This is a genomic window from Mesorhizobium sp. P3_A10, from assembly GCF_056403175.1.
The window spans coordinates 807,048-833,428 of sequence record NZ_JBFUFZ010000001.1 but is presented as its reverse complement, the minus strand read 5'-3'; the positions used below and the strand labels follow the sequence as shown (position 1 = coordinate 833,428).

The window sequence follows — 26,381 nt, the reverse complement described above, 5'->3', positions numbered from 1 at the left end:
GCTCCTTTTTTATCATCCCGCCGGCGGGGCCGGACTTCGATCCAAGGACGGATGATCAGGCGTCTGCCCGACAGCAGCCTGAGAAATTCCGGCATTCGGGACCCTCGGAGATCACAAGGCGGTCTTGCGCTTGGTCCGTGAAGTCCGCGGTCGGTTCCCAAGGCTCTGTGACGAAAACCAGACATTGCCGATGATGGCGGTCGCGGTCCCGTCCGGGGACCTGTCCGATGTCAGCCAGATCGAGCGGCTGCGCGCGGCCTGTTCGCTGTCGGGGATTTTTGCAGCCGGACTTGCCGTCGAGGCGCCAACGCAAGGGATGAACCACGAGCGCATGAACGGGTCGCAGGCAAAGCCTTGTGAGGTGCGAGTCACCAGCACCGCCAGGGCGACACGCTCGGCCGGACGCCACGGGAAGATCAAGCGGCCCCCCGGCCTCAGCGCCTTCAACCATCCAGCTGGTGGCGCGGCTACGCCGGCATTGACATAGATGATATCGGATGGTGGCAGCGTCGTGGTGACCGCGTCGCCGTGGACGACCGTCACATTGCCATAGGTTTCGAGATTCTTTGTCGCGCGGTCGGCGAGATCGGCCTCCAATTCGAATCCGGTAACAGCGCCGCCAGGCGAAACCAGCCGCGCCAGCAAGGCGGTGTAGTAGCCGGTGCCGGCGCCGACATGGGTAACGGCCTCGCCCGGTTTGGGCGCGACCTTGCCGATCCACATGGCGTGCAGGGAGGGCTCGCCATTGTTGATGCCCTTGTCGGCATCGAGCGCCACCAGCACGTCCTGATAGATGTGAACCGGATCGGCGCTTGGGGTCACGACCTTGCCATTGCCGGCTGTGACCATCCTGCCAACGATGACCGTCCATGGTCCTGGACCGAGAAAGGCTTCGCGCGGCACCGTGGCGAAAGCCTCTTCGAGACGCGGATCGGCCGAGCCGGAATTGGCAGCCATCAGCCGCGCGTAGAATTTTCGAGCTTCCGCAAGGACGGTCATCGTCTGTCAAGATAGCGCAGACAGCCGATTTGTCTCACCGGTTTGTCGGACAAGCCGGTGAGGGAGCAATTGGACTGTTCGTTGTTCAGCCGACGCCGAAGACGGTGTCGTAGAGCAGCTTGAAGTTGAGCACCAGGATGATGGCGGCGACCACCCAAGCGAGCGCGGCGACGCTGCGTGGTATCGCGAGATTGCCCATCTTCTTCTTGTCGGAGACGAACTGCACCAGCGGGACCACCGCGAAGGGCAGCTGCATCGACAGGATCACCTGGCTGAAGACGAGCAGCTGGCCGGTTCCTTTTTCGCCATAGAGCGCGGTGACGATCACCACCGGAACGATGGCGATGCCGCGCGTCACCAGGCGGCGTGCCCATTGCGGGATGCGCAGGCGCAGGAAACCTTCCATGACGATCTGGCCGGCGAGTGTCGCCGTCACCGTCGAGTTCAGGCCCGAGGCAAGCAGCGCTACGGCAAACAGGGTGGAGGCGATGCCGAGGCCAAGCAGCGGCGACAGCAGTTCAAAGGCCTGGCCGATCTCGGCCACGTCCTGGTGACCGGTGCCGTGGAAGGCCACCGCCGACACGATCAGGATGGAAGCGTTGATGAACAGCGCCAGCATCAGGGCGATGGTCGAGTCGGTGGTTGCCCATTTGATGGCGTCGCGCTTGCCTTTCTCGGTGCGCTCATAGGCACGCGTCTGCACAATCGAGGAGTGCAGGTAGAGATTGTGCGGCATGACGGTGGCGCCGATGATGCCGATGGCGATGTACAGCATGGCCGGGTTGGTGACGATCTCGGTTGACGGCACGAACATGGCGTGCAGGACCGAGCCAACCGGCGGAGAGGCAGCAAAGATCTGGACGGCGAAGCAGCCGAAGATGATGATCAAAAGCGCGATGATGAAGGCTTCGAGGGAGCGAAACCCCTTGTTCATCAGCAGAAGCAGCAGGAAAGCGTCGAGCGCGGTGATGAGCGCGCCGCCGATCAGCGGAATGCCGAACAAAAGCTGCAGCGCAATCGCCGTGCCGATGACCTCGGCCAGGTCGCAGGCGATGATGGCCAGTTCGCAGGCGATCCACAGCACGAAATTGACCGGCCGCGGGTAATAGGCGCGGCAGGCCTGGGCGAGATCGCGGCCAGTGGCGATACCGAGCCGTGCGGAGAGCGCCTGCAGCAGGATGGCCATCAGGTTCGACAGTAGGATGATGAACAGCAAGGTGTAGCCGAACTGGGCGCCACCGGCGAGGTCGGTCGCCCAGTTGCCGGGGTCCATGTAGCCGACCGAGACCATGTAGCCTGGACCCATGAAGGCGAACAGCCGGCGAAACCAGACGCCCGAGCTCGGCACGGCGATCGAGGAATTGACTTCGCGCAGGCTGGGCTGGTCGTCCTCTTCCGGCCGGGCAAATCGCCACATGGATCGGGATTCAGAGGTGGCTTGGGCTTCCGACATGAAAGGGATTTCCGCTGGGATCGGTGGATGTTGCCGCCAATCTATGCCACGGCTGAACATTATGCAATATGCTATATTTCATTGTATGTGCTTTTTAAGAGCGCCTTGTCAGAGAGCAGGGGGTAATCGGGGGAACCCTGTTGCGCCCGCCGAGGAATGCAAATAAACGGCCAGAACATTTCAAGCCCGTGCTATGAATGTTCAATGTCGGGACATCCGCCGACGGCCACAAGGAGCGCATATTGGCGCTGAAAAACAGACCCGTCCCGCGCGAACCGCTGCCGGATGCCGACGTCCATTCGGAGGGATTCCGGCATACACGCGAAGCGCGCCGCAGCGCGCTGGTCGAGGACTATGTCGAGCTCATCGCCGACCTGATCGAGGACGGCAACGAGGCGCGGCAGGTCGATATCGCGGCAAGGCTCGGTGTCGCCCAGCCGACGGTCGCCAAGATGCTGACGCGGCTGTGCACCGACGGGCTGGTGTCCAGGAAACCCTATCGCGGCGTGTTCCTGACCGATGCCGGTCGCAAGGTCGCCGAGGAGAGCCGCATCCGCCACCAGACCGTTGAAGCTTTCCTGCGCTCGCTCGGCGTCAGCGCCGAAACGGCGCGCATCGATGCCGAGGGCATCGAGCACCATGTCAGTGCCGAGACGCTCGAAGCCTTTCGCAAGGCGATGACCGCAACGCGCTAGTAGTCCTCCTATCCCACAAAGCTGCCGGAACCGCCGCATCACGTATGCGTTGAGGGGCATGCCGCGCGGTTGGCGCGAGGCCGAGGAGGACATTATGGGCGTTGAACAGGCACCGACCGCGAAGGGCAAGCAGGCGGCCAAGGGATTGAAGCAAGCTGCGGCGAAGGACGAGCGCAAGACCGAAGCCGAATCCGGTCATCCCCTGAAGAAGGGCGCGGCCCGCTTCGAGGAGCGTTCGAAAAGCTCGGACGGCCAGAGCGCCGGCGCCAAGCAGAAGAGTTGAGATTTCGTCGCGGGGGCGGCGCGTCTGCTCAGCGCGTCTAATCCTCGGTGTCCTGCACCCAGCTTCTGGGATGGCCGTCGACGCGGAACTGGAAGATGAAATAGGGCGGGATGCAGGTGCCTTTGCCGGGTTTCGCCTCCGCCAGATCGTCGTAGCCGGCGGTGCAGATATAGTCCTCGCGACAGGGATGCGCCTTGTCGCAGGCGCGTAGACCAGCTGTCTTGGTGAATTCCTTGGTGCAGAATTTATGATCCTTACCTGAGGCGATGCAGTCGTTGAAGCCGGTCTTGGCAAGCCGTCCGCAAGTCGCCTCGTCGGGCAGTTTTTCGCAACTCGCCTTGCGCAGCATGCCGCCGGGAAAACCGCCGGTCTTCTGCTCGGGATTGTCGTAGCGCTGGCGCGCCGCGCCGTACCCGGCCAGCTTGATGCGCGGTTTCTTGTCTCTGGCGGGGTCGATGGCGCAGGCTTTTGCGGTCGCCGGTGACAAGCGGCAATATTTATCGTCGCCCCATTTCGACATCTTGATCTCGCCGAACTCGACGGGGTCGCCGACTGCGGTTCCCGCTTCGCTGACGCAGGTGCCGAAGCCGGGATGGATGGCGCTTTCATGCACGCCGGCGCAGCTCAGGCCCTTACCGCAGGCCCAATCCTTGAAGCTCGCATCCTCACCGCGATAGCAGATCGAGCCCCAGCCATTGTAGAGGTCGGTGCCCTTCAGCGCTTCGGCGTATTTGGCGTCCGGCCGGGCGACGAAGCCGCGAGAAAAATCCGGGTGGCCGCCGGCGGCAAATTCCTCGACGATGGCGCGGCGGCGCGGCAGGTCGGCGAAGAACACGGCCGAACCCGGCACCAAGACCGCGTTGCGGCGCGGTTCGCTGGCCGGATCGGCGCCGGTGTAGTGGAAACCGGCAATGCCGTGTGTCTGGTGGCAACCGGTGCAACTCATCTCGTTGAGCCGCAGATTGAAGCCGGCCACCGACTTCACAGTTTTCAGCTCGTTGCCCCTGGCGACATAGTCCTTCAGCGCCCTGTCGATGGCGTCGTCGTCGAGCAGCCCATAGGCGAGATTGTTCTGCGACCGGCTCATGCCACCCGGCGCCACCGAGACGGCGCTGGTCGCCAGGAACTTTTCGTCGATGACCAGCCGGCCGCGGTCGAGGTCGTAGATATTGCGGTCGGTGAGCAGCCATTTTGCGAAGGCCTGCCTGTCGGCCAGCACCACTTTGCGGTCGATCTCGTTCTCCATCTTCGATTCCTGGAAGGTGGAGGTGGCCGGATCCCATTTGAAGATCTTCAGCAGGTATTCCGCGTGGCCGCCGAAATCGCGGCGGGTCGAGGCCGACAGCCGCAAAACCTGCATGTTGAGCTCGAGCCGCATGATCTGCGAGGAATTCAGCATGGTGTTCGAAAGCGGACCCTCGTCCGAGCGCAGCCAAGCCGCGAGTTGTTCGGGCTCGAGGTCCTTTTGCCCGGCGGCAAGCCAGCGTTTGGCGACATCCGCACAGGAGGCGCCAGTGGCGCTGGGGCGGTCTTTCGAGGCACGGGCCTGCGCCTCGGTGGGCCTGGCGTTGAAGACCAGGCTCATGGTCAGCGGCAGGCGCGACGAGATGCGCTGGCCAGGTGTCTCCTCGACCGAATAGTGAAAGCGGTAGATCAGCCTGATCTCGCCGCATTGGGTGTGGCCGAGATAGCCGCGATCCATGCGGTTGACGACACCGGTGAGGTCGAGCGTCGAGCCGTCGTCGTCGATGTATCTGGGGTTGAATTTCTGGCTTGTATCCTTCGATTTGGCCAGTGAGGCGACATAAGGGTCGGGGCTGTTGCCGGGCTCGTCCATGATCTGCTGCTTGACGGCGTTGCGCACCGGGGTCAGCGCGCGCACCGAAAACAGCCCATGGTTGTCGACATCGCGCGTCAGGCCAAGTGCCGGTCCAAGCAGGCGGCTGATCGACAGCCCGCCGCGTTCGAGCGCCTGCAAGGTGGCGGGGTCGGTGACGGCGACGCTGGAATCGAGCGTGACCGCGCGGGCCGGCCAGGGGCCAAGGCAAAGCAGCGCCACCAGCAACAAGAATCGGCCGATCGTGCGCAAACGCCCCTCAAATCCTTTTGTCGACGCGGATGCTACAGGTCTCACGCGGTCTCGGCCAGAGCGGCGAAGCAGCAATGCCAGCAGCACTTCTGCCGCGAAAAATACTGTGACTTGGTGCAACCATTGGGATAATTGTTTGTTGGGTCGGACCAGGCCATGACATCGGCAGGTCAATCGAAACGTGCATCACGGGGAGTTGCCATGCTCTGGAAGGGCCGCCGTCAAAGTGACAATGTCGAGGACGAGCGCAGTGACAGCGGTGGCGGCGGGATCGGCGGCGGCGGCCCCGGCCAGTTCCGCATCCCGATCGGGGGACGCGCCGGCGGTGGTTCGAGCCTCTTTATTATCGTCCTGGTTGTCCTTGCCGGATGGTACTTCGGCTTCGATCCTTCACAGATTCTGGGCGGCGACAGCGGTGGTTTGCTGCCGGGTGGCGACGGTCAGATTACCGACAACAGCGGCGCGCAGGACGGTGGCACCGGTGCGCCGGCCTCCGACGAGATGAAGCAGTTCGTTTCGACGGTGCTGGCCGAAACCGAGGACACCTGGAAAGGTATTTTCCAGGCCAACGGCCTGAAATATGAGGATCCGAAACTGGTCCTGTTCAGCGGCCAGATTCGCTCGGCCTGCGGTGCCGCCTCGACCGCGGCTGGACCGTTCTACTGTCCCGGTGACCACAAGGTCTATCTCGACACCAGCTTCTTCCAACAGCTCGACCAGCAGTTCGGCGCCTCGGGCGACTTCGCCCAGGCCTATGTGATCGCGCATGAGGTCGGCCATCACGTGCAGAATCTGACCGGCATCCTGCCCAAGTTCAACCAGATGCGGCAAGGCATGAGCGAGGCCGACGCCAACCACATGTCGGTGCAGGTCGAACTCCAGGCCGATTGCTTTGCCGGCATCTGGGCGCACTTCACCGCGCAAAAAGGCATTCTGGAACAGGGCGACATCGAGGAGGCACTGAACGCGGCCCAGAAGATCGGCGACGACACACTGCAGAAGAAGATGCAGGGCTATGTCGTGCCGGAAAGCTTCAACCATGGAACGTCGCAGCAGCGGCAGACATGGCTGGCGCGGGGCTACAAGAGCGGCAAGCTTTCGGATTGCGATACGTTCAACAATCCGATCTGAGGCTCTGGGCCAATCTGAGGCTGGCTCATCTGAGACGCTGGAATTTTTCTGGAAAACCGACGCATCTAACGATGCGGCGCGGACAGCATCCATCATGGCAAGTGATGTCAGGATGAGAATATCTGACCCGTTCCCTTATTGTTCCTGGCGGCGGGCTCGCCTATAAGGTGCGTCCGCCTGCGCCCCAGGGTGGTAAGAGGAGTTTGACCCATCATGATCGACCCCAAAACAGCCAGGCGGGGCCTTGCGCTTGTTTTCACCACGCTGCTGCTCGACATCATCGGCTTTGGCATGATCATGCCGGTGCTGCCGGCCTATCTCAGGGAATTGTCCGGCGTCAGTATCAGCGGCGCGGCGATCGAAGGGGGCTGGCTGTTCTTCGTCTATGCGGCGATGCAATTCTTTTTCGCGCCCATCATGGGCGGGTTGAGCGACCGCTTCGGCCGGCGGCCGATCCTGCTCGCCTCGGTGCTGACCTTCTCCATCGACAATCTGATCTGCGCGCTCGCCTGGTCCTATCCGATGCTGTTCATCGGCCGTGTGCTGGCCGGCATTTCGGGCGCCAGCTATTCGACGACGTCGGCCTTCATCGCCGATATCTCCAACGACGAGAACCGGGCCAAGAATTTCGGCCTGCTCGGCATCGCCTTTGGCGTCGGCTTCGTCATCGGTCCGGTGCTGGGCGGACTGCTCGGGACGTTCGGGCCGCGCGTGCCGTTCTATTTCGCCGCCGGGCTTGCTTTCGTGAACTTCCTGATCGCGATGTTCTTCCTGCCGGAAACGCTGGATGACAAGCACCGCCGCCGCTTCGAGTGGAAACGCGCCAACCCTGTGGGGACACTCCTCCAGATGCGCCAATACAAAGGCATTGGCTGGGTCGGGCTTGTCTTCTTCCTGATGACGCTCGGGCACATGATGTACCCGGCGGTGTGGTCGTTCGTTTCCACGTACCGTTATGGCTGGAGCCAACAGCAGATCGGCTTTTCGCTCGGTGCCTTCGGCCTGTGCGGAGCGATCGTCATGGCGACTGTGCTGCCGCGGGTGATCCCCAGGCTTGGTGAGTGGAAGACGGCGGCAATCGGTCTTGCGTTCACGGCACTCAGCGCCTTCGGCTATGCCTTCGCGTCACAAGGCTGGATGATCTATGCAGTGATCGTCGTCGGCTGTCTCGAAGCGCTGGCCGACCCACCGCTGAGGAGTCTGGCCGCCGCCAAGGTGCCGCCTTCGGCGCAAGGCGAACTCCAGGGCGCGATGACCTCGATCTTCTCGATCACCTCGATCATCACGCCGCTGCTCTATACGGCGATCTTTTCCTGGTTTACCGGGCCGAACGCGCCGGTGACCTTCGGCGGCGCGCCCTATCTGGTTGGCGGGTTGTTCATGACGCTGGCGCTCATCGTCTTTGTCACCAAAGTGGCGAGGCCCGCGGCACTTGGAAAGGTCACGAGCGACGTCGCGGAAGATGGGGCCAAGATATGAGCCATGCGCGCCGCATCGTCCTGACCAAGGATGGGCTGTCGCTGTCGCGCCTCGTCTTCGGCGCCTGGCGCCTGCTCGACGGTGATGCTCGGCCGGATGCGGAAGCCGTCGCCCGGCTGATCGGCACGGCGGTCGATCTCGGCCTGACCAGCTTCGACCATGCCGACATCTACGGGAACTATGAGGTGGAAGCGGCCTTTGGCACCGGGCTGGCGCGCTGGACGGGCAAGCGCGACAGCATCGAGCTGATCTCCAAATGCGACATCATGCTGAAGTCGGCCAACCGGCCGGGCAACAAATTGAAGCACTACGACACCAGCGCTGCTCACATCGTTGCGTCGGTGGAGCGCTCGCTGACCAATCTCGGCACCGACTACCTCGACCTTCTGCTGCTGCACCGGCCGGACCCGTTGATGGATGCCGATGAGACGGCAGGGGCACTGGCCGGGCTGGTCACATCGGGCAAGGTGCGTGCGCTCGGTGTTTCCAACTTCACGCCGTCGCAGTTCGACCTGCTGGCCTCACGGCTGCCTTTTGCACTGGTCACCAACCAGATCGAGATGTCGGTGCTGAAAACGACAGCGCTGACGGACGGCAGCCTCGACCATGCGCAGCGGCTTGCCTATGCGCCGATGATCTGGTCGCCGCTTGGCGGCGGCTCGCTGTTTACCGGCAAAGGGGAACGCGAGGCGCGGGTGCGTGCAGCACTTGCCGCCGTGGCGGCGGAAACCGGAGTTGCCGATCTCGCTGCGATCGCCATTGCCTGGCTGCTGCGCCATCCCGCCCGGCTGCTGCCGGTGCTGGGCACGATGAAACCGGAGCGATTGGCCGGCATGGTCAAAGCGCTGGATATCAGCCTCGACCGCCAACAATGGTTTGCCATCCTGGAGGCCAGCGAAGGCCGTCCGGTGCCGTAAGCATCAGGCGCGCTCGGCCAGCAATTCTTCGCCGCGCTTCTCGCGAATGAGATTGACGAAGCGGCGGAACAGATAGTGCGAGTCTTGGGGGCCCGGCGAGGCTTCGGGATGATGCTGGACCGAGAACACCGGCCTTCCGGTCAGCGCGATGCCGCAGTTCGAGCCGTCGAACAGCGAGACATGGGTTTCCTCGACGCCCTCGGGCAGCGAGTCGGCATCGACGGCAAAGCCGTGGTTCATCGAGACAATCTCGACCTTGCCTGTCGTGTGGTCCTTGACCGGATGGTTGGCGCCGTGATGGCCCTGATGCATCTTTGCGGTCTTGCCGCCCAGCGCCAGCGCCAGCATCTGGTGGCCGAGGCAGATGCCGAACACCGGGATATCGGTCTTCAAAAGATCCTGGATGACCGGCACGGCATAGTCGCCGGTGGCTTCCGGGTCGCCGGGGCCGTTGGAGAGAAAGATGCCGTCCGGCTGCATGGCCAGGATCTCTTCGGCGCCGGTGCTGGCCGGCACCACGGTGACCTTGGCGCCGAGACCGGCAAGCAGCCGCAAGATGTTGCGCTTGACGCCATAGTCGATGGCGACGACATGCATGGACGGATCGGCCTGTTCGCCAAAGCCTTCGTTCCACACCCATTGCGTCTCGCGCCAGACCGAGGACTGGCCGGAGGTGACCTCCTTGGCGAGATCAAGCCCGATCAGGCCGGACCATGCGGCAGCGCGCTGCTTCAGATCATCAATGTCGAAGACGCCGTCGGGCGCGTGCGCGATGACGGCATTGGGCATGCCCTTTTCGCGGATCAGCGCGGTCAGCGCGCGGGTGTCGATACCCGACAGGGCGACGATGCCGCGCTTCTTCAGCCATTGGTCGAGACCGGTGCCGGCGCGGTAGTTGGATGGGTTGGTGACATCGGCCTTGAACACGGCGCCGACGGCGCCTGAGCGTGCCACTGGATTGAGATCCTCAATGTCCTCGTCATTGGTGCCGATGTTACCGATATGCGGGAAGGTGAAGGTGACGATCTGGCCGGCATAGGACGGGTCGGTGAGGATTTCCTGGTAGCCGGTGAGCGCGGTGTTGAAGCAGACTTCGGCGACGGCGGAGCCGGTGGCGCCGAGGCCCCGACCCTCGATGACGGTGCCGTCGGCCAGCACCAGCAGAGCGGTCGGCTTCTCGGTGGCCCAAGGGGTCGTTGCCATCGCGGCGCTCCTATCAAGCTGCTTTGCGGATTGCCGCGCGCAGCATTCGGCGTGGCGGCGATTTATCGAGCCCGCTCACGTCAATCCATTGTCTTATGCAAGGCCGAGTACATAGGGGAAGGCGCCAGAACGGTCAATCATGCCGTGCCAAAACGGTGGGCATTTGTTTCGTCAAACAATATCAGTAACTTGGCGCGTTTGCTTTACGGGTTCGCCGCGGTTATTGTCCGCGCCGTTCGAAGGAGAAAGCATCATGCGCGCAAAAATCGCCGAATCCCTGAAGAGTGCGATGAAGGCGCAGGACAAGCGCCGGCTGCCGACGCTGCGGCTGATCCAGGCCGCCATCCATGACCGCGACATCCTCAATCGCGGTTCGGCCAAGGAGCCGGCCAGCGACGAAGAGATCCTGCAGATCCTGGCCAAGATGGTGAAGCAACGCGAGGAGTCGGCCAAGGCTTTCGACGATGGGAAGCGGCCGGAGCTTGCCGTGCAGGAGCGCGACGAGATGACCATCATCCGGGATTTTCTGCCGACGCAGCTCGACGACGCCGCGGTGACTGCGGCCGCGCGCGAGGCGATCGCTGCCACCGGTGCAGCCAGTCAGAAGGACATGGGCAAAGTGATCGCCGCGCTGAAGCAGAAATATGCCGGCCAGATGGATTTCGGCAAGGCAAGCGGCATCGTCAAAGGGTTGCTGCAGTAGTCTGCTGCCACCTTTCGGGTGTGCGTTAGCGCCGGCTTGGCGCTGTGTCTATTCGGCAGCGGCGGGGACAGGCAGCGTTGCGTTGCTGCGTCCCTCCGAAATGTAGGAAACGGCAGCGACCGCCACCGCGACCAGCATCGCCAGCGCGCCGACGACCGGCAGGCTGCGATAGCCGTAGCCGGCATTGAGCATGGCGGCACCCAGCGATGCGGCGAGCGCAATGCCGACATTGAAGCCCGACGGAATGAGCGAGGAGGCGAGGTTGGAGGCGTCCGCCGTCCACGCCAGGATGCGGGTCTGGATCGGCGTGCCGATGGAGAAGTTGAGGCCGCCCCAGATGACGATCGCAACGACCATCGGCAGCGGATAGGGGCTGACGGCATAGATTACCGCGAGCGTGACCGCTTGCAGGCAGAGCAAGGTGATGAGCGACGGCATCAGCTTCCAGTCGGAGAGCTTGCCGCCGACGAAGACGCCGATCGTGGCGCCGACACCATTGAGCAGAAGCACCCAGGGCACCAGGCTCTCGTCGAGGCCGGTAACTTCTAGCAGCGTCGGCGTGATGTAGGTGAAGAGAGTAAACTGGCCGATCATCAACATCAGCATCAGGATCAGCGAGGTCCAGACCTGCTGGCGGGCCAGCACGCGCACCTCGCGGGCAAAGCCTGCCTGCCGGTTCGTCGCGCCTGCCGTACGCGGCAAAAGCGCCAGCATGGCCAAGGTCGCGACCACGCCCAGTGCGCACATCACCCAGAAGGTGGCGCGCCAGCCCCACAGCGTGCCGATCGCGGTTCCGGCGGGAACGCCGATGACGTTGGAGACGGTGAGGCCGGACAGGATGACCGCCACTGCCATGCCGCGCTTGTCCTCGGGGACGAGGCCGACCGCGACCACCATGGCGACGCCGAAATAGGCGCCATGCGCCACGGCCACGGCGATCCGCAACGCCAACATCGACGCAAAGTCGGGCGCCAGCGCGCAGGCGGCCTGGCCGATGGTGAAAGCTATCGAAAGGCCAAGCAACAGGGCCTTTCGCGAAAGGCCTTTGGTGGCGAGCGTCAGCAGCGGGCCGCCAATCGCGATGCCGCAGGCGTAGCCGGAGACGAGATAGCCTGATGTGGGGATCGAAACGCCAAGGCCATCCGCCACCTGCGGCAGCACGCCAGCAATGACGAACTCGGTGGTGCCGAAGGCGAAGGCGGCAAAGAACAGGGCGAAAAGCGGCAGCATGGCGCGGAAGCGATCCTCAGACAAGGTCGCCTCAAATCATGGATGGAGCTTGCCGGCAATGCAGAAATTGTCGCCGACGCTTTAGGTTTTCTTGATCAGCTCGCCTTGGCGATGTGCTGCCAGCAAGGTTACGCGGCCGTTTTCCGACCGTAAGGAATCTTCAGCCACGCCCGTTCATGAAAATAGTAGAGCAGCGATTTGGTGACGACTTCGGTCAGGCCGATGGTAGCGGCGAGTTTGATGCTGCCGGTCACGACGAGCGAGATGATGATCGTGTCGATGGTGCCGGTGACGCGCCAGGAGAGCGCCTTGGCGAAACTGCGCGAATGCGTATCCATCGATTTTCCTCCCGGTGGACTTTGATCGATCCTTAGCCGACGGACAGGAGGTGGCGCAAAGGTATTATTAGGCCCGGCTGCTGAACTTGGGAGACCGCTCAGCTCGCCTTCAACCTCGACCCGGTGAGCAGGCCGCGTTCCTCGAGTACGGGATAGGCCATCGACGCCAGCAGCGAGTTGATCTGCTTGAGGTCGCGGATGGTGTCGAGATGGATCGAGCTGGTCTCGACGCTCTTGGCGGTGCCGTCGCGCAGGCGCACGAAATGGCTGGCGCTGGTTTCCTTCTCGCGGTCGCGCAGCCGGTCCTTTTCCAGCACCAGCTGGCGGGCGGTCTCGGGATCGCGCGACACCAGAACATTGAAGGCGAGCCGCGCATTGGCAAGCACCGAGGCGTGGAAGGCGCAAAGCTCGCGCCAGCCCTCGGGCGTGAATTCCAGTCCGCGCTCGAGCTTCTTCTTCACATGCACCAGCATGTTGCGCACGATGATGTCGCCGACCTGTTCGAGCTTGACGCAGGCGCCGATCAGTTCCTGGCAGCGCAGCGCCTCGTCCTCGCTCAGCGGGTTCCTGGTAAGCTTGGCCAGGTAGAGCTTGATCGCCGCGTGCTTGCGGTCGACGCGGTCGTCGAGGGCAGCCAGCGCCTTTATCTTGTCGGCGTCGGCGCTCTCATAGAGCTCAATGATGCGCTTCAGCATGATCTCGACCGTCTCGCAGACCCGCACCACCTCGCGGGCGGCGTTGGCCAGCGCCTGGCTCGGCATGTCCAGCGCACTGTCGTTGAGCGCGGACAACTCGACGACATCGAGCGCGTTGGCCGGTACCGACGGGGTGCCGAGCGCCACGATCTTTTCCGAGGCGCGGTAGACGAGACCGGCCAGCGGCAGGCCGGCGAGCAGGATCAGGACATTGAACAGGATGTGGGCGTTGACGATCTGGTCGGGCACGGTGGCGCCGAGAAAGGCGACCGGCGGCTTGAAGGTCATGAACAGGATCAGCATGACCAGCGAGCCCACGCCGCGCATCAAGAGGTTGCCGATCGGCACGACGCGTACGCCGGGCTCGGCATTGCGGGTCAGCAGCGGGGCGATGATCGATGAGCCGAGATTGACGCCGAGCACCAGCACGATGCCGAGCTCGGGCGGAATGAAGCCGCGGCCGGCCAGCGTCACCATCAGCAAAACGGCGGCGATCGAGGAATGAAACAGCCAGGTGATCAGCGCCGCCAGCAGATAGGCGGTGATCGGGTCGCCGGAGAAATAGTTGACGATCATCGGCATCAGCGTGCTCTGGCGCAGCGGCTCCGACGCTTGGCCGATCATTTCCAGCGACAAAAGCAACAGGCCGATGCCGACCAGGATGCGGCCGAACTGGCGCCAGTCGCGCCGCTCGGTGGCCATGAACATGACGGTGCCGGCGGCAAGGCAGATCGGCACCAGCAGCGACAGGTCGAAGGTCAAAAGCTTGACCACCAGGGCCGAGCCGATCTCGGCGCCGCGCACGGCAAGCTGGCCCGATATCCCTGAGACGATGCCGGCGCCGGCGAAGGAACCGACCAGCAGGGTAACGGCGGTGGAGCTCTGCAGTGCGATCGACAGGCCGCAACCGGCCAGCACCGCCATGATCGGGTTGCGCATGGTGGCGCGCAGCTTGTGGCGCAGCACGTCGCCATAGGCGCGCTCGACACCGGTCTTGACCATGCGGGTGGCAAACAACATCAGCGCCACGGCGCCGGCCAGATGCAGGAGGACGACGGAGCCGCTCATCTCGGGGTGTGCATGCCGGCAGGGGCCGCCACGCGGACAGCGTGGCGAGCGGGGTGAAAAACAGGAGTACGAATCATGTTCATGACAGCGACCGATAATAGTCCGAATATTTTAGCCGGATAATAAAATCTTGTCGATTTCAGGGACTGTTGCGGCGCGACAGGCGGTGTCGGAAAATGAACGGATGTGGAGTGGCCGCATTGCCAGGTGGCGGTGGTGTGGCAGATCGGCTGAGCGCGCCGCTCTGCGGGCCTGTCTTTGCGGTGATGTTAAATTCTCTTGGATAAACGAAGGAATTCATTACATAATTGCGATGCGCGCAGGGTCAGGCTGCATCGATGAGTGCGCCGGTCGTGCCGCAGTCAAACTACACGCAGGTTGACTGGCAGAAGCCCCGCAAGCACGTCGACGTCAGGAAGCGCGCCATCGTGAAGAAGCGCATCGTGGTGAAGAACAACCACTGGAAGCAAGGCCAGAAATATTCCAGCTGGAAGCGCCACCAGCCGATCCGTGACTACGGCCGCTATGGCTGCATCGCCCCGGCCGCAGCCAAGAATGGATCCACGTCGGCAACGACTATGTGCTGGTCAGCATCCTCTCCGGCATCATCTTCGGCGCCATCGCCGCGCACTGATCCGGGCGGACCATGAAAGGAAGGTGGTCAGCGATGGCCGCCTTCCATTTTTGCCCTGTGGAAACCGGGTATGGTCTGCATTAGGGGTCGTCGGCCCCGGCAAGCGTGATTATATGGGCAGGAAAAGAGTTTCCGATGCGCTTTCCGCCCGCCTTCCTTGATGAGATACGCGACCGCGTGCCGATTTCCTCGGTGATCGGCCAACGCGTCGCGTGGGACCGGAAGAAGACCAACGCGTCGCGCGGCGACTATTGGGCCTGCTGTCCGTTCCATGGCGAGAAGAGCCCGTCCTTCCACTGCGAGGACAAGAAGGGCCGCTACCATTGTTTCGGCTGCTCGGTTTCGGGCGACCATTTCAAGTTCCTGACCGAACTCGAGGGACTAAGTTTTCCCGAAGCGGTCGAGAAGATCGCCGACATGGCTGGCGTGCCGATGCCGGTTCGCGATGCCCAGGAGGAGCGGCGCGAAAAGGAACGCGCCAGCCTGACCGATGTCATGGAAATGGCGACCGCCTTCTTCCAGGAACGGCTGCAAGGGCCGGAGGGTGCAAAGGCCCGCGCCTATCTCAGGGACCGCGGGCTGACGCCGGCCACACAGCAGTCATTCCGCCTCGGCTTCGCGCCGGACAGCCGCAATGCGTTGAAGGAGCATCTTGCCGCCAAGGGCGTGCCCAAGGCCGATATCGAGGCCTGCGGGCTGGTGCGCCATGGCGACGACATTCCGGTGTCCTACGACTGGTTCCGCGATCGCATCATGTTTCCGATCCCGGATTCGAGAGGCAAGATCATCGCCTTTGGCGGCCGGGCGCTGGCGCCCGATGCGCTGGCCAAATACATGAACTCGCCCGACACCGAGCTCTTCCACAAGGGCAATGTGCTCTACAATTTCGCCCGCGCCCGCAAGGCGCTGGCCAAGGGCGGCACGGTCATCGCGGTCGAAGGCTATATGGACGTCATCGCGCTGGCGCAGGCCGGCTTCGAAAACGCAGTGGCGCCGCTCGGCACCGCGCTCACCGAAAACCAGCTCGAGCTGTTGTGGCGCATGGCGCCGGAACCGATGCTGTGCTTCGACGGCGACCAGGCTGGGCTGAAGGCGGCATGGCGCGCCGCCGACATGGCGCTGCCGGCGGTCCAGGCCGGCCGTTCGGTGCGCTTTGCGCTGCTGCCGGAGGGCAAGGATCCAGACGATCTGGTCAAGGCGGAAGGACCGGACGCGTTTCGTGTCGTGCTGGCGGAAGCGCGGCCGCTCGCCGATTTGTTGTGGATGCGCGAGACGGCGGGCGGTGTCTTCGACACGCCGGAGCGGCGGGCGGGGCTAACAAAGACGCTGCGCGAACTGACCAGCCGCATCCGCGATGAGAGCCAGCGCTACCACTACCAGCAGTGGATGCGTGAGCGGGAGCAGAACTTCTTCAGCGCCCAGCGCAATGTTCGGCAAGATCGTCAGGATTGGAAACCGGGGCAGGGCAAGACGCCCCCACCTGGCGGACAGTTCGCGAAAGGCAGCGGCGTCGGCGCGCGGGCCGCGATCACCGAAAGCCTCAGCCGCTCCGCCATGGTCAAGCGCGGCGGCGAGATGATGTCAGTGCGCGAGGCGACGATCATCGTGGCGCTGATCAATCATCCGGCGCTGATCGACGAGAACTTCGCCCATGTCGAGTTCCTCGACCTCGCCAACACCGATCTGAAGCGGCTGCACGCCGCTATCCTCGACGCCATGGCGCATGACATGGCTAATGACCGGCACGCGGTGATCGCGACAATTGAGCGCGCCGGCTGCAGCGACATCTGGGCGCGCTCGGTGGCACTGATCAAGCGTGCCAGGCAATGGCCGGCGCTGGAAACCGCGGCGCTCGACGATGCCCGCGACGCCTTCAACCAGGCGCTGCACTTGCAGCGCAGCGCGCGCACCTTACATAGAGAGCTAAAACAGGCGCAAGCGGCGCTCGATGCGGATCCCTCGGACGAAAATTTCCGGCATCTGGTCGAGATTCAGGCGCAATTCAATGATGTGCAAGCGACGGAAGCGTTGATCGAAGGGTTTGGCGTGTCTTCAGGGCGTGCCGGGCGCGTGTAGGTCAAAGCCTGCGTCGAAGTGAAAGAGCAAGAACGTGCTTACGCGTCGAATTGGGCGCGCGGCGCTCTAAGTCGGGTAATTGATTCGCTTTTTTCATGCGAATCATGCGAGAGGCGCTTGACCTTCTGACAGAATGGCGGAATCAGGACGATTCGAAACGTTAACCCGCACCCGGCGTCGATGGGCAATGCAACGATGTGAGGTACTGGTCACTGGACAGGCAAGCTGCCTGCCCCAGATATCAGGGTTAATCTGGACTTAACGAGAGATGCAGTTACTGGCCCCGGTGAAGCGCGTTTGACAACGAGCGCATCCGATTTGACCGGTCCGGCAGCATACGCGGCTTTGATGTTCAGCCGCTAGGAGAAAACAAAGACTATGGCGACAAAGGAAAAGGAAGAGGTCGAAACCGAACGCGAAGGCGCCACCGATGGGCCTCTGCTCGACCTTTCCGATGATGCTGTCAAGAAGATGATCAAGGCCGCCAAGAAGCGCGGCTATGTCACCATGGACGAGCTGAATTCGGTGCTGCCCTCGGAGGAAGTGACCTCCGAGCAGATCGAGGACACGATGGCGATGCTGTCCGACATGGGCATCAACGTGGTCGAGGACGACGAGCAGGGCGAGGAGCCCGAAGCCGCCGACACGGCCGCCGACGCCGAGGAAGACGCCAACGAGCTGGCCGAGCAGACCGGCACCGCCGTTGCCGCGACGACCACCAAGAAAGAGCCGACCGACCGTACCGACGATCCGGTGCGCATGTATCTGCGCGAGATGGGCTCCGTTGAGCTTCTGTCGCGCGAAGGCGAAATCGCCATTGCCAAGCGCATCGAGGCCGGTCGCGAGACGATGATTGCGGGCCTGTGCGAAAGCCCGCTGACCTTCCAGGCCATCATCATCTGGCGTGACGAGCTCAACGAATCCAAGATTCTGCTGCGCGAGATCATCGATCTCGAGGCGACCTATGCCGGACCCGAAGCCAAGCAGGCGCCGGTGGTCGAGCGCATCGAGGAAACCCCGAAGCCCGAGGAAAAGTTGCGCCGTTCGCGCGACGAGGAAGAAGACGTCACCAATGTCGGCGCCGACACGCGCGGACTGGTCGATGACGACGAGGAAGACGAAGACGAGGCCAGCCTGTCGCTGGCGGCGATGGAAGCGGAACTGCGCCCGCAGGTGATGGAGACGCTCGACGTCATCGCCGACACATACAAGAAGCTCAGGAAGCTGCAGGATCAGCAGGTCGAAAACCGGCTGGCTGCCGCCGGCACTTTGTCGCCCAGCCAGGATCGCCGGCTGAAGGAGCTGAAGGACCAACTGATCAAGGCGGTGAAGTCGCTGTCTCTCAACACGGCGCGCATCGAGGCGCTGGTCGAGCAGCTGTACGACATCAACAAGCGGCTGGTGCAGAACGAGGGCAAGCTGCTCAGGCTCGCCGAAAGCTATGGCGTGCGCCGCGAGGAGTTCCTGAAGGAATATCAGGGCTCGGAACTTGACCCGAACTGGACGCGCTCGATTGGTAATTTGACCTCGCGCGGCTGGAAGGAATTCACCAAGAACGAGAAGGACGCGATCCGCGACCTGCGCGCCGAGATCCAGAACCTCGCCACTGAAACGGCGATCTCGATCCTGGAATTCCGCAAGATCGTCAACCAGGTGCAGAAGGGCGAGCGTGAAGCCGCGATCGCCAAGAAGGAAATGGTCGAGGCCAATCTGCGCCTCGTCATCTCCATCGCCAAGAAATATACCAATCGCGGCCTGCAGTTCCTCGACCTGATCCAGGAAGGCAATATCGGCCTGATGAAGGCGGTCGACAAATTCGAATACCGCCGCGGTTACAAGTTCTCGACCTACGCGACATGGTGGATCCGGCAGGCGATCACCCGTTCGATCGCCGACCAGGCGCGCACCATCCGCATTCCGGTGCACATGATCGAGACGATCAACAAGATCGTGCGCACCTCGCGCCAGATGCTGCACGAGATAGGCCGCGAGCCGACGCCGGAGGAATTGGCCGAAAAGCTCGCCATGCCGCTGGAAAAGGTGCGCAAGGTGTTGAAGATCGCCAAGGAGCCGATCTCGCTCGAAACGCCGGTCGGCGACGAGGAGGATTCGCATCTCGGCGATTTCATCGAGGACAAGATGGCGATCCTGCCGATCGATGCGGCGATCCAGGCCAATCTGCGCGAGACGACGACGCGCGTGCTGGCCTCGCTGACGCCGCGCGAGGAGCGCGTTCTGCGCATGCGCTTCGGCATCGGCATGAACACCGACCACACGCTGGAAGAAGTCGGCCAGCAGTTCTCGGTGACACGCGAGCGTATCCGCCAGATCGAAGCCAAGGCGCTGCGCAAGCTCAAGCACCCGAGCCGCAGCAGAAAGTTGCGCAGCTTCCTGGACAGCTGATACCCGCCACGGGTACGAGCAATTCAAAAGGGCGCCGATGGCGCCCTTTTTCGTTGGTGCCAAAGGGATCGCGTTGCCAGAGGCGAGACCCTTGCCGCGCTCATCTTTCGGGCAGATAGTCTCCAAGTCGGATGCATTTTCTGGGCGACAACCCGGATGCCCGCCCCGGCGGTGACGCCGTGCTCCGTGGCCCCGGAGGGAGGTGTGCCATGACGACTTACATCGTGCTTATCAACTGGACGGAGCAGGGCGCTAAGAATGTGCGCGACTCGCCAAAGCGGCTCGATGCCGCCAGGAAGATGCTGGGGGACATGGGCGGGTCGTTCAAGGCGTTTTATCTCACCATGGGCGAATGCGACATGGTGGCGGTGGTCGAGGCGCCCGACGATGCGGTGCTCGCCCGCTTCTCGCTGATGCTGGCGAGTGGCGGCAACGTCAAGACGCGAACGCTGAAGGCTTTCCCGGAGGTTGCCTATCGCGAGATCATCGCATCACTTGGATAGATACGGTCCAGATTCGAGCGACGAGCGGTAAGACCAAATAACCTTCTCGATCGCCCATGGTCAGGCGCCGCTTGACGGCGCCTGATGGCGCTTCCCAGGGCGAACATCAACGCGCCCTTTGACTATCGCACGCACTATGATGACGAGGCCAAAAGAATCGTTCGACGGCTCTATCTCAGAGATTTCGAGCGGTTCGGCTACGAATTCTGATTCCGGGCGCGCAACGGGAAGACGCGACGCGACGTCGTGGTAGGATAGGCCATGTCTGAACCGCATTCACATTCGCATCTGTGGCCCGGTGTGCCGCTTGCTCTCGGCTCTGCCGCCTTGTTTGGTGCGGCACCGCCGCTTTCCAAGCTGCTGCTTGATACCGTCAACCCCTTCATGCTGGCCGGCCTGCTCTACCTCGGCGCGGGTGTGGGGCTGGCCGTATTTCGTCTGCTCCGAGGCGCGGAAGCACGGGCCGGCGAAGCACAGCTGGCGCGCAAGGACATACCATGGCTGGTGCTGGCCATCGGCATGGGCGGCATCGTCGCGCCGGTGCTTTTGATGTTCGGCCTCACACTGAATACGGCATCCAGCTCCGCGCTGCTGCTCAATCTCGAAGGGCTGGCGACGATGGCGATCGCCTGGCTCATCTATCGCGAGAATGTCGACCGGCGTTTGCTTTTCGGTGCCTTCGCCATTCTTGCCGGCGCGGTTCTGTTGTCATGGGAGGGCAAGGGTGTTGCCTTCAACCTCGGCGCTCTGCTGGTTGCCGGAGCTTGCCTGGCATGGGGGCTGGACAACAATTTCACCCGCAAGATCTCGGCCACCGACCCGGTGGTCATCGCCATGCTCAAGGGCCTTGTGGCGGGCATCGTCAATGTCGGGCTCGGCTTCATTGCCGGTGCATCATTTCCCGCCGCGTCCTTTGTCGCCGCTGCGGCCGCTGTCGGCTTCTTCGGCATCGGCGTCAGCCTGGTGATGTTCATCCTGGCGCTGCGCCATCTCGGCACGGCACGCACAGGAGCCTATTACTCGCTGGCGCCGTTCATCGGTGCGCTGCTTGCCATCGCTGTCGTCGGCGATCCCTTGACGCTGAAGCTGGCGATTGCCGGACTTCTGATGGGCGTCGGCCTGTGGCTGCATCTTTCTGAACGCCACGATCACGAGCATGATCACCAGGCTCTTGAGCATGAGCATAGTCATGTGCATGACGAGCACCACCGGCACCATCATGACGGGCCGGTAACAGAGCCGCATTCGCACCCACACCAGCATGCGCCGATGCGCCACGCGCATGCGCACTATCCCGATCTGCATCACCGGCATGACCACGGCTGACATATGGCCCGGCCTCTGCTGACCGTCTGGTACAACACGCGTTGCCCGGTCTGCGATGCGGGCATCAGCCGGCAGAAGCGGCGGCTGATCGAGGCGATCAAGGCCGGGCGGATCGCGTTTCGCGACATCAATGCCGAGCCGGCGGCGCTGGCCAAATACCATGTCTCGCTGGAAGACATCCGCCGCCGGCTGCACGCCACGAACGCGGAGGGCAAACTGCTGGTCGGCGCCGATGTCGCGGTTGCCGTGTGGAGGGCGACGCCGGGCGAAGGCTGGCTGGCTTGGCTGTTCGGCAATCCTGCCGTGCTGCCGCTGACGCGCTTTGCCTATGACCGCTTCGCCGATCTTCTCTATGCCTGGAACCGGCGCAAGGGTCGCTGGTAGTCAGCACTCCGGCAGGTTGAAAGGCCCGGAAGCATTTCCGGGCCTTTCCCATTGGCTTCTATCGGGTCGCGGGTTCGCACAGCCAGCCAACGATGCGGCGCACCATCGGCAGCACCAGCAGCAGCGTTGGAAACGCCACCAGCCAGGACAAGCCCCAGGCGGTGAGCCAGACGGTTGGCAGGCCGGGCTGGAAGCCGAGGCTTTTCAGCGTCGAGATGAACGAGACGATGAAGGTCATCAACAGTGACAACACCAACGGGTTGACGATCGTCGCATAGCGCGCAGGCAGCTTCCTGCGCCGGGTTTTCATGGTCATTGGGATTTTCCCTGAAGCATCCGGTCCATCGCATTGGCATCCGTTCGCCGATTTCCGGCGTAACTGCCCGGAAAGACCGGGTTGGATGCGTTGCTTGACGTCAGACGCTTACGGAGCAGCCCTGGGGCGCTCAAGCGGCCTTCTAACGGGGCTGGCCGACGATATCAACCCCGCTGGCGCCACTCTTAGATACATCGTAAGATATATCTTGACTCGACGGAAGTGCGCGCCTACTTAAGATATATCGTAAGATAGAACTCATGGAGCAATCAATGCACAGACATCATCCCTTTGGCGAGCGCGCAGAGCGCGCTTTCATGCATATGGCCGGCAAGTTCGGCGGCCGTGGCGGCGGCTCCGGTCCGTTCGGACATGGCGGTCGTGGCGGCGGACGCGGCGGGCCGGGCGACATGTTTCGCGCCGGACGCATGCTGGCCGACGGCGACCTCAAGCTGATCACGCTGTCGCTGCTGGCGCAGGCGCCGCGCCACGGCTACGACATCATCAAGGCGCTGGAAGAGCGCACCAGCGGCATCTACAGCCCGAGCCCGGGCGTTGTTTATCCGACGCTGACCTTTCTGGAAGAGGCCGGCTATGCCGCCTCTGCAGCCGATGGCAACAAGAAGGTGTTTTCGATCACCGAGGAAGGGAAGGCGCATCTCGACGAAAATCGCGAGATGATCGACGGCGTCCTCGAGCATCTCGAGCGCTTCGGCCGCAAGATGGCCAAGGCGCGCGACTGGTTCGGCTGGAACGACGACGGCGAGGAGGGCGGACGGCGTGGCGGGCGTGGTCGCTCAGATGCCCGCGATGAATTTCGCGCCGTGCGCCACCGGCTGCGTGCCGCACTCGGCGACTTCGTCGACGCGCCGGCTGAAAAGCAGGCCGAGGCGATTGCAGTGCTGGAGGCCGCCGCCGAGGCGCTGGAAGCGCTCTCGCGCGGTTGAGCAGTTTCTGTTTATGCATGTCGTTGTCCCAAAACCGCTGCACACTTTTGGACGACATGCTGAGCGTGCGGGCCGGATGCGGCCTTGCCCGTTTGGCTGAGGAACGGTACTGAAAATGATCCTGCACCGCGAGATGCGGTGCAGGATCATTGCCGTTGGAGGAAGCCCCCATGTCTTTTCTGAAGCGTCTTTTCGGTGGTGGCGGCGGTGAGGCGGGCGAGCCCAGGAGCGCCGCACCGGCAAAGCAGGTCGAGCACAAGGGATTTTTGATCAGCGCCACGCCCTACAAGGCGGAGGGCGGCCAGTACCAGACCTGCGGCGTGGTCTCGAAGGAAGTCGGCGGCGTCATGAAGGAACACAAATTCATCCGCGCCGATCGCTTTGCCGGACTGGATGACGCCGTCGACATCTCGATCAAGAAGGGCATGCAGCTGGTGGATGAGCAGGGCGAGAGGATTTTTGGGTAGGGCCTGCGGTGACCAACATTGCTCCTGTCGTTTATCTTTTCCCCCGATTTCCGTTCGATAATTTTCGACTTATGGCTCCGGCATCCCACTCATCTTCTTGAAACATTCGTCAAACGACAGATTACGACAGAGGCCGGGAGGAATGCCTGCGGGCACTTGTGTGGCATCGGGCCGTGGGAATGTTTTCGCGGGCTCATTTGAGCCCGAAAGAACGGCGGCAAGTTTAACAAGCACAAAAAAGATCACAAACCATCCCCACCCGGTAATAGGTGATTGACGCGCCGAACCGGCGGTTTGGATCGATGGTGCGATCGTTTCGGGCTCAGGGTCCTGTCGCGGCGTGGACGCCATACGATATTGGGGTGCCGTCTCAGGATCGATTAGCGCGTGCAACCAGTCAAGCTGGTGACGCTCCCAATAGTTTGATCCGCGATTGCGTGTCCAGCCAAAGCGTTCGTCAAGCAAGTCAAGCAAGCGCTGAACCATCCAGGGCTTGGCCAACGGACGCTGCCGCTCGCCGAAGCCTGATTGCTCACAGACATAGGTCCGCATGCGGGTTTCAAACTCTTGAATGTCATCAATCGTCTGTAGGAGCTCGCCATCCAGAATTGCCAGCCAGTTGTCTATTCTCTGCCATTTCCATGGTTCGGTGATAAGCGACTCGACAGCTTTCATGGCGCGCAAGGCAGGCGCTTCGATGACAATTGAAGCCGTGCGGGCAGGAGCCGCTTCTTTCGGTGCATCTGGTTCGATGTTTTCGATAAGGAGCGTCTCGATATCATCTTCCATGGCCCGCAGAGCGTGTGCTTCGAGGATAGCGGGCGCCGCGCTCTCGTCGGATAGTGGCACGTTCTTCAACGCGCGCGAGTCGGTGTCTTCGGCAATTTGTGTCTCGTCAGGGAGCGTAATTTTCTTGAAATATTCCCGCCCGTTGACTTGATCGCGCGCCTGCTCGAATGCCTGACGCAACGCAATGAAGCTGTCGCGATCCTCATTGATGTTGATTAGTTTGAGCTTTGTAGCGTAGGCGCGCTTGATCTCGCGTTCGGTGACGTCTTCCCGGTCGGATATTCCGAGCATGGAAAACGCATCAATAAACATCGTACTTCTCTAACGCTTCGAGTTCTTCCGTGATTTGGGATCGCACGGCGGCGATTTCCTTGGGATATTGCCGGGCAAGGATCGCCTCGAATTCCCCAAGCCGTGCCGACAACACCTTGCGTTGCGGCCCCAAGGCATTTTCAAAAGCTTTCGTGATGCGCGCGACGAGCGCCGCGTTAACCGCTTCTTCGCGTGGATGGATCTTGATCCGTTCAAGTTCCGCCAGGCGCTGCAGAATGTCTTTTTGCGAAAGAGCGCCCGGATTGCCTTCTATTACGAGTCGATGAGCCTTGCCATTGGTGACGACCGTTGCGATGACTTCGAGCACTCCGGACGTATCGTAGGTAAAGCGAACATCGACCGCTTCATTTGCGTTGCGGTTGACGGGAATAGGAACGCTCAATGTGCCTATCTTCACATTGTCGCGTACCAGCGGCGCCTCGCCCTGAAAGACATTGAGTTCCACTTTCTGCTGGCCAGGAACTACACTATTGAAACGCTCAATTCGGCTCGCTGGAATAACTGTGTTGCGCTCAATGATTGGAGCAAAATATCCGGGCAGGGTTTGGCCGTTCGGTCCGACGTGATGGTTTGTCTCGATACCCAAGGTGAAGGGTGAAACATCGGTCATGACGATGTCGTCGAGTGCCTGATGCCGGGAAGCAAGGCCGGCCTGCACCGCCGCGCCCAGGGCCACGACATGATCGGGGTCGAGATCATGTTCCGGAAAACGTTTGAAAAGCTTGGTTATTGCAGACTTGATGATTGGCATTCTCGTTGCACCGCCAACGAGTATGATCCGGTCGATCTGGTCGTTGCCCAGGTTTGCGTCGCGCATCGCGCGCTGTAAAGGGGCCTTCATCCGGTTGACTAACTGCGTCGTTGCCTCCTCAAAACGATCTGCAGAGATAGAAAGATGCTTCTGTTCGCCGTTCAGAACATATCGGATATCGGCGTCTTTGCTGGTTGAAAGCTTGTGCTTTGCTTCGTCAGCCAGCGCACGCAGCCGGGACAGATCTCCCTTTCCCAAATCATCACGGCCAAGATCCTTACCCAGCAACGCCACAAGGATATCCGTGAAGTCTTCTCCGCCAAGAAATGCGTCCCCGGCCGACGCCCGCACCTCCATGACGCCAGAAAACATCTCCAGAATTGAAACGTCGAATGTGCCGCCGCCAAGATCCACGACAAGAAAGGTGCTTTCATCGTCCTTGCGATGCAGGCCATAAGCCAAGGCCGCCGCGGTCGGTTCATTGATCAGCCGGCTTACCTTAAGGCCCGCGAGTTGTGCGGCAGCGATCGTTGCCTTGCGTTGCACGTCGTTGAAGTAGGCCGGCACGGAAATGACCGCATCGTCAATAGGCTGCTGGAGATGCGCCTCGGCGTCCGCTTTCAAGGAGCGCAGAATGAACGCGGACAACTCTTCCGGGCGAAATGTCTTGCGGCCGAGATGAACCATGTGGTCCGTGCCCATATAGCGCTTGAATCGTGCCGTGCTTATATCGGGATTGGACACGAGCCTGTCCTTGGCTGCCTGGCCGACCAGCAAGTCACCACTGTCGCTAAGCCCCACGGCGGAAGGCGTCAGAAAAGCGCCCATAGCATTGGGGATCAATATGGGACCTTCTGCGGTAAAATGAGCTACCAACGAATTGGTCGTGCCAAGGTCAATGCCGAGAATTGGGAACTCAGACAAACAAGTCTCCGTGGGAGGTTTTGAGGTGGCTTGTCATTTATGACGTGTGTGACTTGCACATACTGTACTTGGCATAAAACTCAAAATTGAACTTATCTGAATAATCAAACACGTGTGAAGAGGATTCGCCCGACAACGCGCACACGGTTACGTGGCGATCTCGCGGCGCGTTTCACTACACGCGCTGCTCCGTTTCGGTCGACGTTCGTGGAACAACAAAAAGGCAGGCGCCGGAGCACCTGCCT

General features: G+C 62.0%; 25 protein-coding genes. 15 read left to right on the top strand and 10 right to left on the bottom strand.

Annotated features, from left to right (window positions below; translation table 11 throughout):
* Positions 1-111: 111 nt before the first annotated feature.
* Both AC1DXU_RS03940 and AC1DXU_RS03935 read right to left on the bottom strand, forming a co-directional pair.
* Positions 112-999 carry a protein-L-isoaspartate O-methyltransferase family protein gene (locus tag AC1DXU_RS03940; RefSeq protein WP_477364607.1) on the bottom strand — a complete coding sequence of 296 codons (888 nt, stop codon included), beginning with the start codon at positions 997-999 and terminating at the stop codon, positions 112-114.
* 85 nt (positions 1,000-1,084) lie between these two features.
* Positions 1,085-2,452 (bottom strand): Nramp family divalent metal transporter, encoded by a 1,368-nt coding sequence (locus AC1DXU_RS03935; RefSeq protein WP_477364604.1) that lies wholly within the window; start codon positions 2,450-2,452, stop codon positions 1,085-1,087.
* Between the two features lie 242 nt (positions 2,453-2,694).
* Here AC1DXU_RS03935 and mntR point away from each other — a divergent pair, with 242 nt between their 5' ends.
* Both mntR and AC1DXU_RS03925 read left to right on the top strand, forming a co-directional pair.
* Entirely contained in the window at positions 2,695-3,147 is a 453-nt protein-coding gene (gene mntR / locus AC1DXU_RS03930; RefSeq protein WP_477366016.1) for a manganese-binding transcriptional regulator MntR, read from the top strand.
* 94 nt (positions 3,148-3,241) lie between these two features.
* Entirely contained in the window at positions 3,242-3,430 is a 189-nt protein-coding gene (locus tag AC1DXU_RS03925) for a hypothetical protein (RefSeq protein ID WP_477364601.1), read from the top strand.
* Between the two features lie 37 nt (positions 3,431-3,467).
* On the opposite strand, the gene AC1DXU_RS03920 is transcribed toward AC1DXU_RS03925, so the two are convergent.
* The gene (locus AC1DXU_RS03920; RefSeq protein WP_477364598.1) at positions 3,468-5,519 is read right to left on the bottom strand and encodes a hypothetical protein; all 2,052 of its coding nucleotides are present in this window, start codon (positions 5,517-5,519) and stop codon (positions 3,468-3,470) included.
* A gap of 201 nt (positions 5,520-5,720) precedes the next feature.
* On the opposite strand from AC1DXU_RS03920, the gene ypfJ reads away from it, so the two are divergent.
* From ypfJ to AC1DXU_RS03905, 3 genes are all read left to right on the top strand, one after another.
* Complete coding sequence (gene ypfJ, locus AC1DXU_RS03915) at positions 5,721-6,650, top strand: KPN_02809 family neutral zinc metallopeptidase (RefSeq protein WP_477364595.1); 930 nt, start codon at positions 5,721-5,723, stop codon at positions 6,648-6,650.
* Positions 6,651-6,863: 213 nt separating this feature from the next.
* On the top strand, positions 6,864-8,129 hold the full coding sequence (locus AC1DXU_RS03910; RefSeq protein ID WP_477364592.1) for a TCR/Tet family MFS transporter: 1,266 nt from the start codon (positions 6,864-6,866) through the stop codon (positions 8,127-8,129).
* Positions 8,126-9,046, top strand: a complete 921-nt coding sequence (locus tag AC1DXU_RS03905) for an aldo/keto reductase (RefSeq protein WP_477364590.1) — start codon at positions 8,126-8,128, stop codon at positions 9,044-9,046. Before AC1DXU_RS03910 ends, AC1DXU_RS03905 begins: the two co-directional genes overlap by 4 nt.
* A gap of 3 nt (positions 9,047-9,049) precedes the next feature.
* Here the strand turns inward: AC1DXU_RS03905 and carA are convergent, their stop codons facing one another.
* Positions 9,050-10,249 carry a glutamine-hydrolyzing carbamoyl-phosphate synthase small subunit gene (gene carA, locus AC1DXU_RS03900; RefSeq protein WP_477364587.1) on the bottom strand — a complete coding sequence of 400 codons (1,200 nt, stop codon included), beginning with the start codon at positions 10,247-10,249 and terminating at the stop codon, positions 9,050-9,052.
* 253 nt (positions 10,250-10,502) lie between these two features.
* Between carA and AC1DXU_RS03895 the strand changes: the two genes are divergently transcribed.
* Positions 10,503-10,952, top strand: coding sequence for a GatB/YqeY domain-containing protein (locus AC1DXU_RS03895; RefSeq protein ID WP_477364584.1), 450 nt, complete (start codon positions 10,503-10,505; stop codon positions 10,950-10,952).
* Between the two features lie 48 nt (positions 10,953-11,000).
* On the opposite strand, the gene AC1DXU_RS03890 is transcribed toward AC1DXU_RS03895, so the two are convergent.
* From AC1DXU_RS03890 to AC1DXU_RS03880, 3 genes are all read right to left on the bottom strand, one after another.
* Entirely contained in the window at positions 11,001-12,182 is a 1,182-nt protein-coding gene (locus AC1DXU_RS03890; RefSeq protein WP_477366013.1) for an MFS transporter, read from the bottom strand.
* A 128-nt stretch (positions 12,183-12,310) separates the two neighbouring features.
* Positions 12,311-12,520, bottom strand: a complete 210-nt coding sequence (locus AC1DXU_RS03885) for a DUF2061 domain-containing protein (RefSeq protein ID WP_477272597.1) — start codon at positions 12,518-12,520, stop codon at positions 12,311-12,313.
* A 98-nt stretch (positions 12,521-12,618) separates the two neighbouring features.
* Positions 12,619-14,283: a Na/Pi cotransporter family protein gene (locus tag AC1DXU_RS03880; protein WP_477364581.1), complete on the bottom strand. Its 1,665-nt coding sequence runs from the start codon at positions 14,281-14,283 to the stop codon at positions 12,619-12,621.
* 338 nt (positions 14,284-14,621) lie between these two features.
* Between AC1DXU_RS03880 and AC1DXU_RS03875 the strand changes: the two genes are divergently transcribed.
* From AC1DXU_RS03875 to AC1DXU_RS03845, 7 genes are all read left to right on the top strand, one after another.
* Positions 14,622-14,933 (top strand): hypothetical protein, encoded by a 312-nt coding sequence (locus tag AC1DXU_RS03875; protein WP_477364578.1) that lies wholly within the window; start codon positions 14,622-14,624, stop codon positions 14,931-14,933.
* A gap of 119 nt (positions 14,934-15,052) precedes the next feature.
* Positions 15,053-16,993, top strand: coding sequence for a DNA primase (gene dnaG, locus AC1DXU_RS03870; protein WP_477364575.1), 1,941 nt, complete (start codon positions 15,053-15,055; stop codon positions 16,991-16,993).
* A gap of 378 nt (positions 16,994-17,371) precedes the next feature.
* Entirely contained in the window at positions 17,372-19,396 is a 2,025-nt protein-coding gene (gene rpoD / locus AC1DXU_RS03865) for an RNA polymerase sigma factor RpoD (RefSeq protein ID WP_477364572.1), read from the top strand.
* A gap of 209 nt (positions 19,397-19,605) precedes the next feature.
* Positions 19,606-19,899 (top strand): GYD domain-containing protein, encoded by a 294-nt coding sequence (locus AC1DXU_RS03860; RefSeq protein WP_477245259.1) that lies wholly within the window; start codon positions 19,606-19,608, stop codon positions 19,897-19,899.
* 84 nt (positions 19,900-19,983) lie between these two features.
* Positions 19,984-20,109 carry a hypothetical protein gene (locus AC1DXU_RS03855; protein ID WP_477364569.1) on the top strand — a complete coding sequence of 42 codons (126 nt, stop codon included), beginning with the start codon at positions 19,984-19,986 and terminating at the stop codon, positions 20,107-20,109.
* Positions 20,110-20,160: 51 nt separating this feature from the next.
* A complete protein-coding gene (locus AC1DXU_RS03850; RefSeq protein WP_477364566.1) occupies positions 20,161-21,225 on the top strand; it encodes a DMT family transporter in 1,065 nt (354 codons plus the stop codon).
* A gap of 3 nt (positions 21,226-21,228) precedes the next feature.
* On the top strand, positions 21,229-21,609 hold the full coding sequence (locus tag AC1DXU_RS03845; RefSeq protein ID WP_477364563.1) for a thiol-disulfide oxidoreductase DCC family protein: 381 nt from the start codon (positions 21,229-21,231) through the stop codon (positions 21,607-21,609).
* Positions 21,610-21,667: 58 nt separating this feature from the next.
* Here the strand turns inward: AC1DXU_RS03845 and AC1DXU_RS03840 are convergent, their stop codons facing one another.
* Positions 21,668-21,925: a DUF2798 domain-containing protein gene (locus AC1DXU_RS03840; RefSeq protein WP_477364560.1), complete on the bottom strand. Its 258-nt coding sequence runs from the start codon at positions 21,923-21,925 to the stop codon at positions 21,668-21,670.
* A 272-nt stretch (positions 21,926-22,197) separates the two neighbouring features.
* On the opposite strand from AC1DXU_RS03840, the gene AC1DXU_RS03835 reads away from it, so the two are divergent.
* Both AC1DXU_RS03835 and AC1DXU_RS03830 read left to right on the top strand, forming a co-directional pair.
* Positions 22,198-22,872 carry a PadR family transcriptional regulator gene (locus tag AC1DXU_RS03835; RefSeq protein ID WP_477364557.1) on the top strand — a complete coding sequence of 225 codons (675 nt, stop codon included), beginning with the start codon at positions 22,198-22,200 and terminating at the stop codon, positions 22,870-22,872.
* A gap of 170 nt (positions 22,873-23,042) precedes the next feature.
* Positions 23,043-23,339 carry an HlyU family transcriptional regulator gene (locus tag AC1DXU_RS03830; RefSeq protein ID WP_477364554.1) on the top strand — a complete coding sequence of 99 codons (297 nt, stop codon included), beginning with the start codon at positions 23,043-23,045 and terminating at the stop codon, positions 23,337-23,339.
* Positions 23,340-23,408: 69 nt separating this feature from the next.
* Here the strand turns inward: AC1DXU_RS03830 and AC1DXU_RS03825 are convergent, their stop codons facing one another.
* Both AC1DXU_RS03825 and AC1DXU_RS03820 read right to left on the bottom strand, forming a co-directional pair.
* A complete protein-coding gene (locus tag AC1DXU_RS03825; protein WP_477364551.1) occupies positions 23,409-24,440 on the bottom strand; it encodes a hypothetical protein in 1,032 nt (343 codons plus the stop codon).
* Entirely contained in the window at positions 24,430-26,136 is a 1,707-nt protein-coding gene (locus AC1DXU_RS03820; protein WP_477364548.1) for an Hsp70 family protein, read from the bottom strand. The genes AC1DXU_RS03825 and AC1DXU_RS03820 overlap by 11 nt, the downstream gene beginning before the upstream one ends.
* Between the last annotated feature and the right edge of the window lie 245 nt (positions 26,137-26,381).

Excerpts from the sequence above, each read along its gene's own strand:
- AC1DXU_RS03940 (WP_477364607.1), bottom strand. The coding sequence starts at position 999 with ATGACCGTCCTTGCGGAAGCTCGAAAATTCTACGCGCGGCTGATGGCT.
- AC1DXU_RS03935 (WP_477364604.1), bottom strand. The coding sequence starts at position 2,452 with ATGTCGGAAGCCCAAGCCACCTCTGAATCCCGATCCATGTGGCGATTT.
- AC1DXU_RS03925 (WP_477364601.1), top strand. The coding sequence starts at position 3,242 with ATGGGCGTTGAACAGGCACCGACCGCGAAGGGCAAGCAGGCGGCCAAG.
- ypfJ (WP_477364595.1), top strand. The coding sequence starts at position 5,721 with ATGCTCTGGAAGGGCCGCCGTCAAAGTGACAATGTCGAGGACGAGCGC.
- AC1DXU_RS03910 (WP_477364592.1), top strand. The coding sequence starts at position 6,864 with ATGATCGACCCCAAAACAGCCAGGCGGGGCCTTGCGCTTGTTTTCACC.
- AC1DXU_RS03905 (WP_477364590.1), top strand. The coding sequence starts at position 8,126 with ATGAGCCATGCGCGCCGCATCGTCCTGACCAAGGATGGGCTGTCGCTG.
- carA (WP_477364587.1), bottom strand. The coding sequence starts at position 10,249 with ATGGCAACGACCCCTTGGGCCACCGAGAAGCCGACCGCTCTGCTGGTG.
- AC1DXU_RS03895 (WP_477364584.1), top strand. The coding sequence starts at position 10,503 with ATGCGCGCAAAAATCGCCGAATCCCTGAAGAGTGCGATGAAGGCGCAG.
- AC1DXU_RS03890 (WP_477366013.1), bottom strand. The coding sequence starts at position 12,182 with ATGCTGCCGCTTTTCGCCCTGTTCTTTGCCGCCTTCGCCTTCGGCACC.
- AC1DXU_RS03885 (WP_477272597.1), bottom strand. The coding sequence starts at position 12,520 with ATGGATACGCATTCGCGCAGTTTCGCCAAGGCGCTCTCCTGGCGCGTC.
- AC1DXU_RS03880 (WP_477364581.1), bottom strand. The coding sequence starts at position 14,283 with ATGAGCGGCTCCGTCGTCCTCCTGCATCTGGCCGGCGCCGTGGCGCTG.
- AC1DXU_RS03875 (WP_477364578.1), top strand. The coding sequence starts at position 14,622 with ATGAGTGCGCCGGTCGTGCCGCAGTCAAACTACACGCAGGTTGACTGG.
- dnaG (WP_477364575.1), top strand. The coding sequence starts at position 15,053 with ATGCGCTTTCCGCCCGCCTTCCTTGATGAGATACGCGACCGCGTGCCG.
- rpoD (WP_477364572.1), top strand. The coding sequence starts at position 17,372 with ATGGCGACAAAGGAAAAGGAAGAGGTCGAAACCGAACGCGAAGGCGCC.
- AC1DXU_RS03860 (WP_477245259.1), top strand. The coding sequence starts at position 19,606 with ATGACGACTTACATCGTGCTTATCAACTGGACGGAGCAGGGCGCTAAG.
- AC1DXU_RS03855 (WP_477364569.1), top strand. The coding sequence starts at position 19,984 with ATGGCGCTTCCCAGGGCGAACATCAACGCGCCCTTTGACTATCGCACG.
- AC1DXU_RS03850 (WP_477364566.1), top strand. The coding sequence starts at position 20,161 with ATGTCTGAACCGCATTCACATTCGCATCTGTGGCCCGGTGTGCCGCTT.
- AC1DXU_RS03845 (WP_477364563.1), top strand. The coding sequence starts at position 21,229 with ATGGCCCGGCCTCTGCTGACCGTCTGGTACAACACGCGTTGCCCGGTC.
- AC1DXU_RS03840 (WP_477364560.1), bottom strand. The coding sequence starts at position 21,925 with ATGACCATGAAAACCCGGCGCAGGAAGCTGCCTGCGCGCTATGCGACG.
- AC1DXU_RS03835 (WP_477364557.1), top strand. The coding sequence starts at position 22,198 with ATGCACAGACATCATCCCTTTGGCGAGCGCGCAGAGCGCGCTTTCATG.
- AC1DXU_RS03830 (WP_477364554.1), top strand. The coding sequence starts at position 23,043 with ATGTCTTTTCTGAAGCGTCTTTTCGGTGGTGGCGGCGGTGAGGCGGGC.
- AC1DXU_RS03825 (WP_477364551.1), bottom strand. The coding sequence starts at position 24,440 with ATGTTTATTGATGCGTTTTCCATGCTCGGAATATCCGACCGGGAAGAC.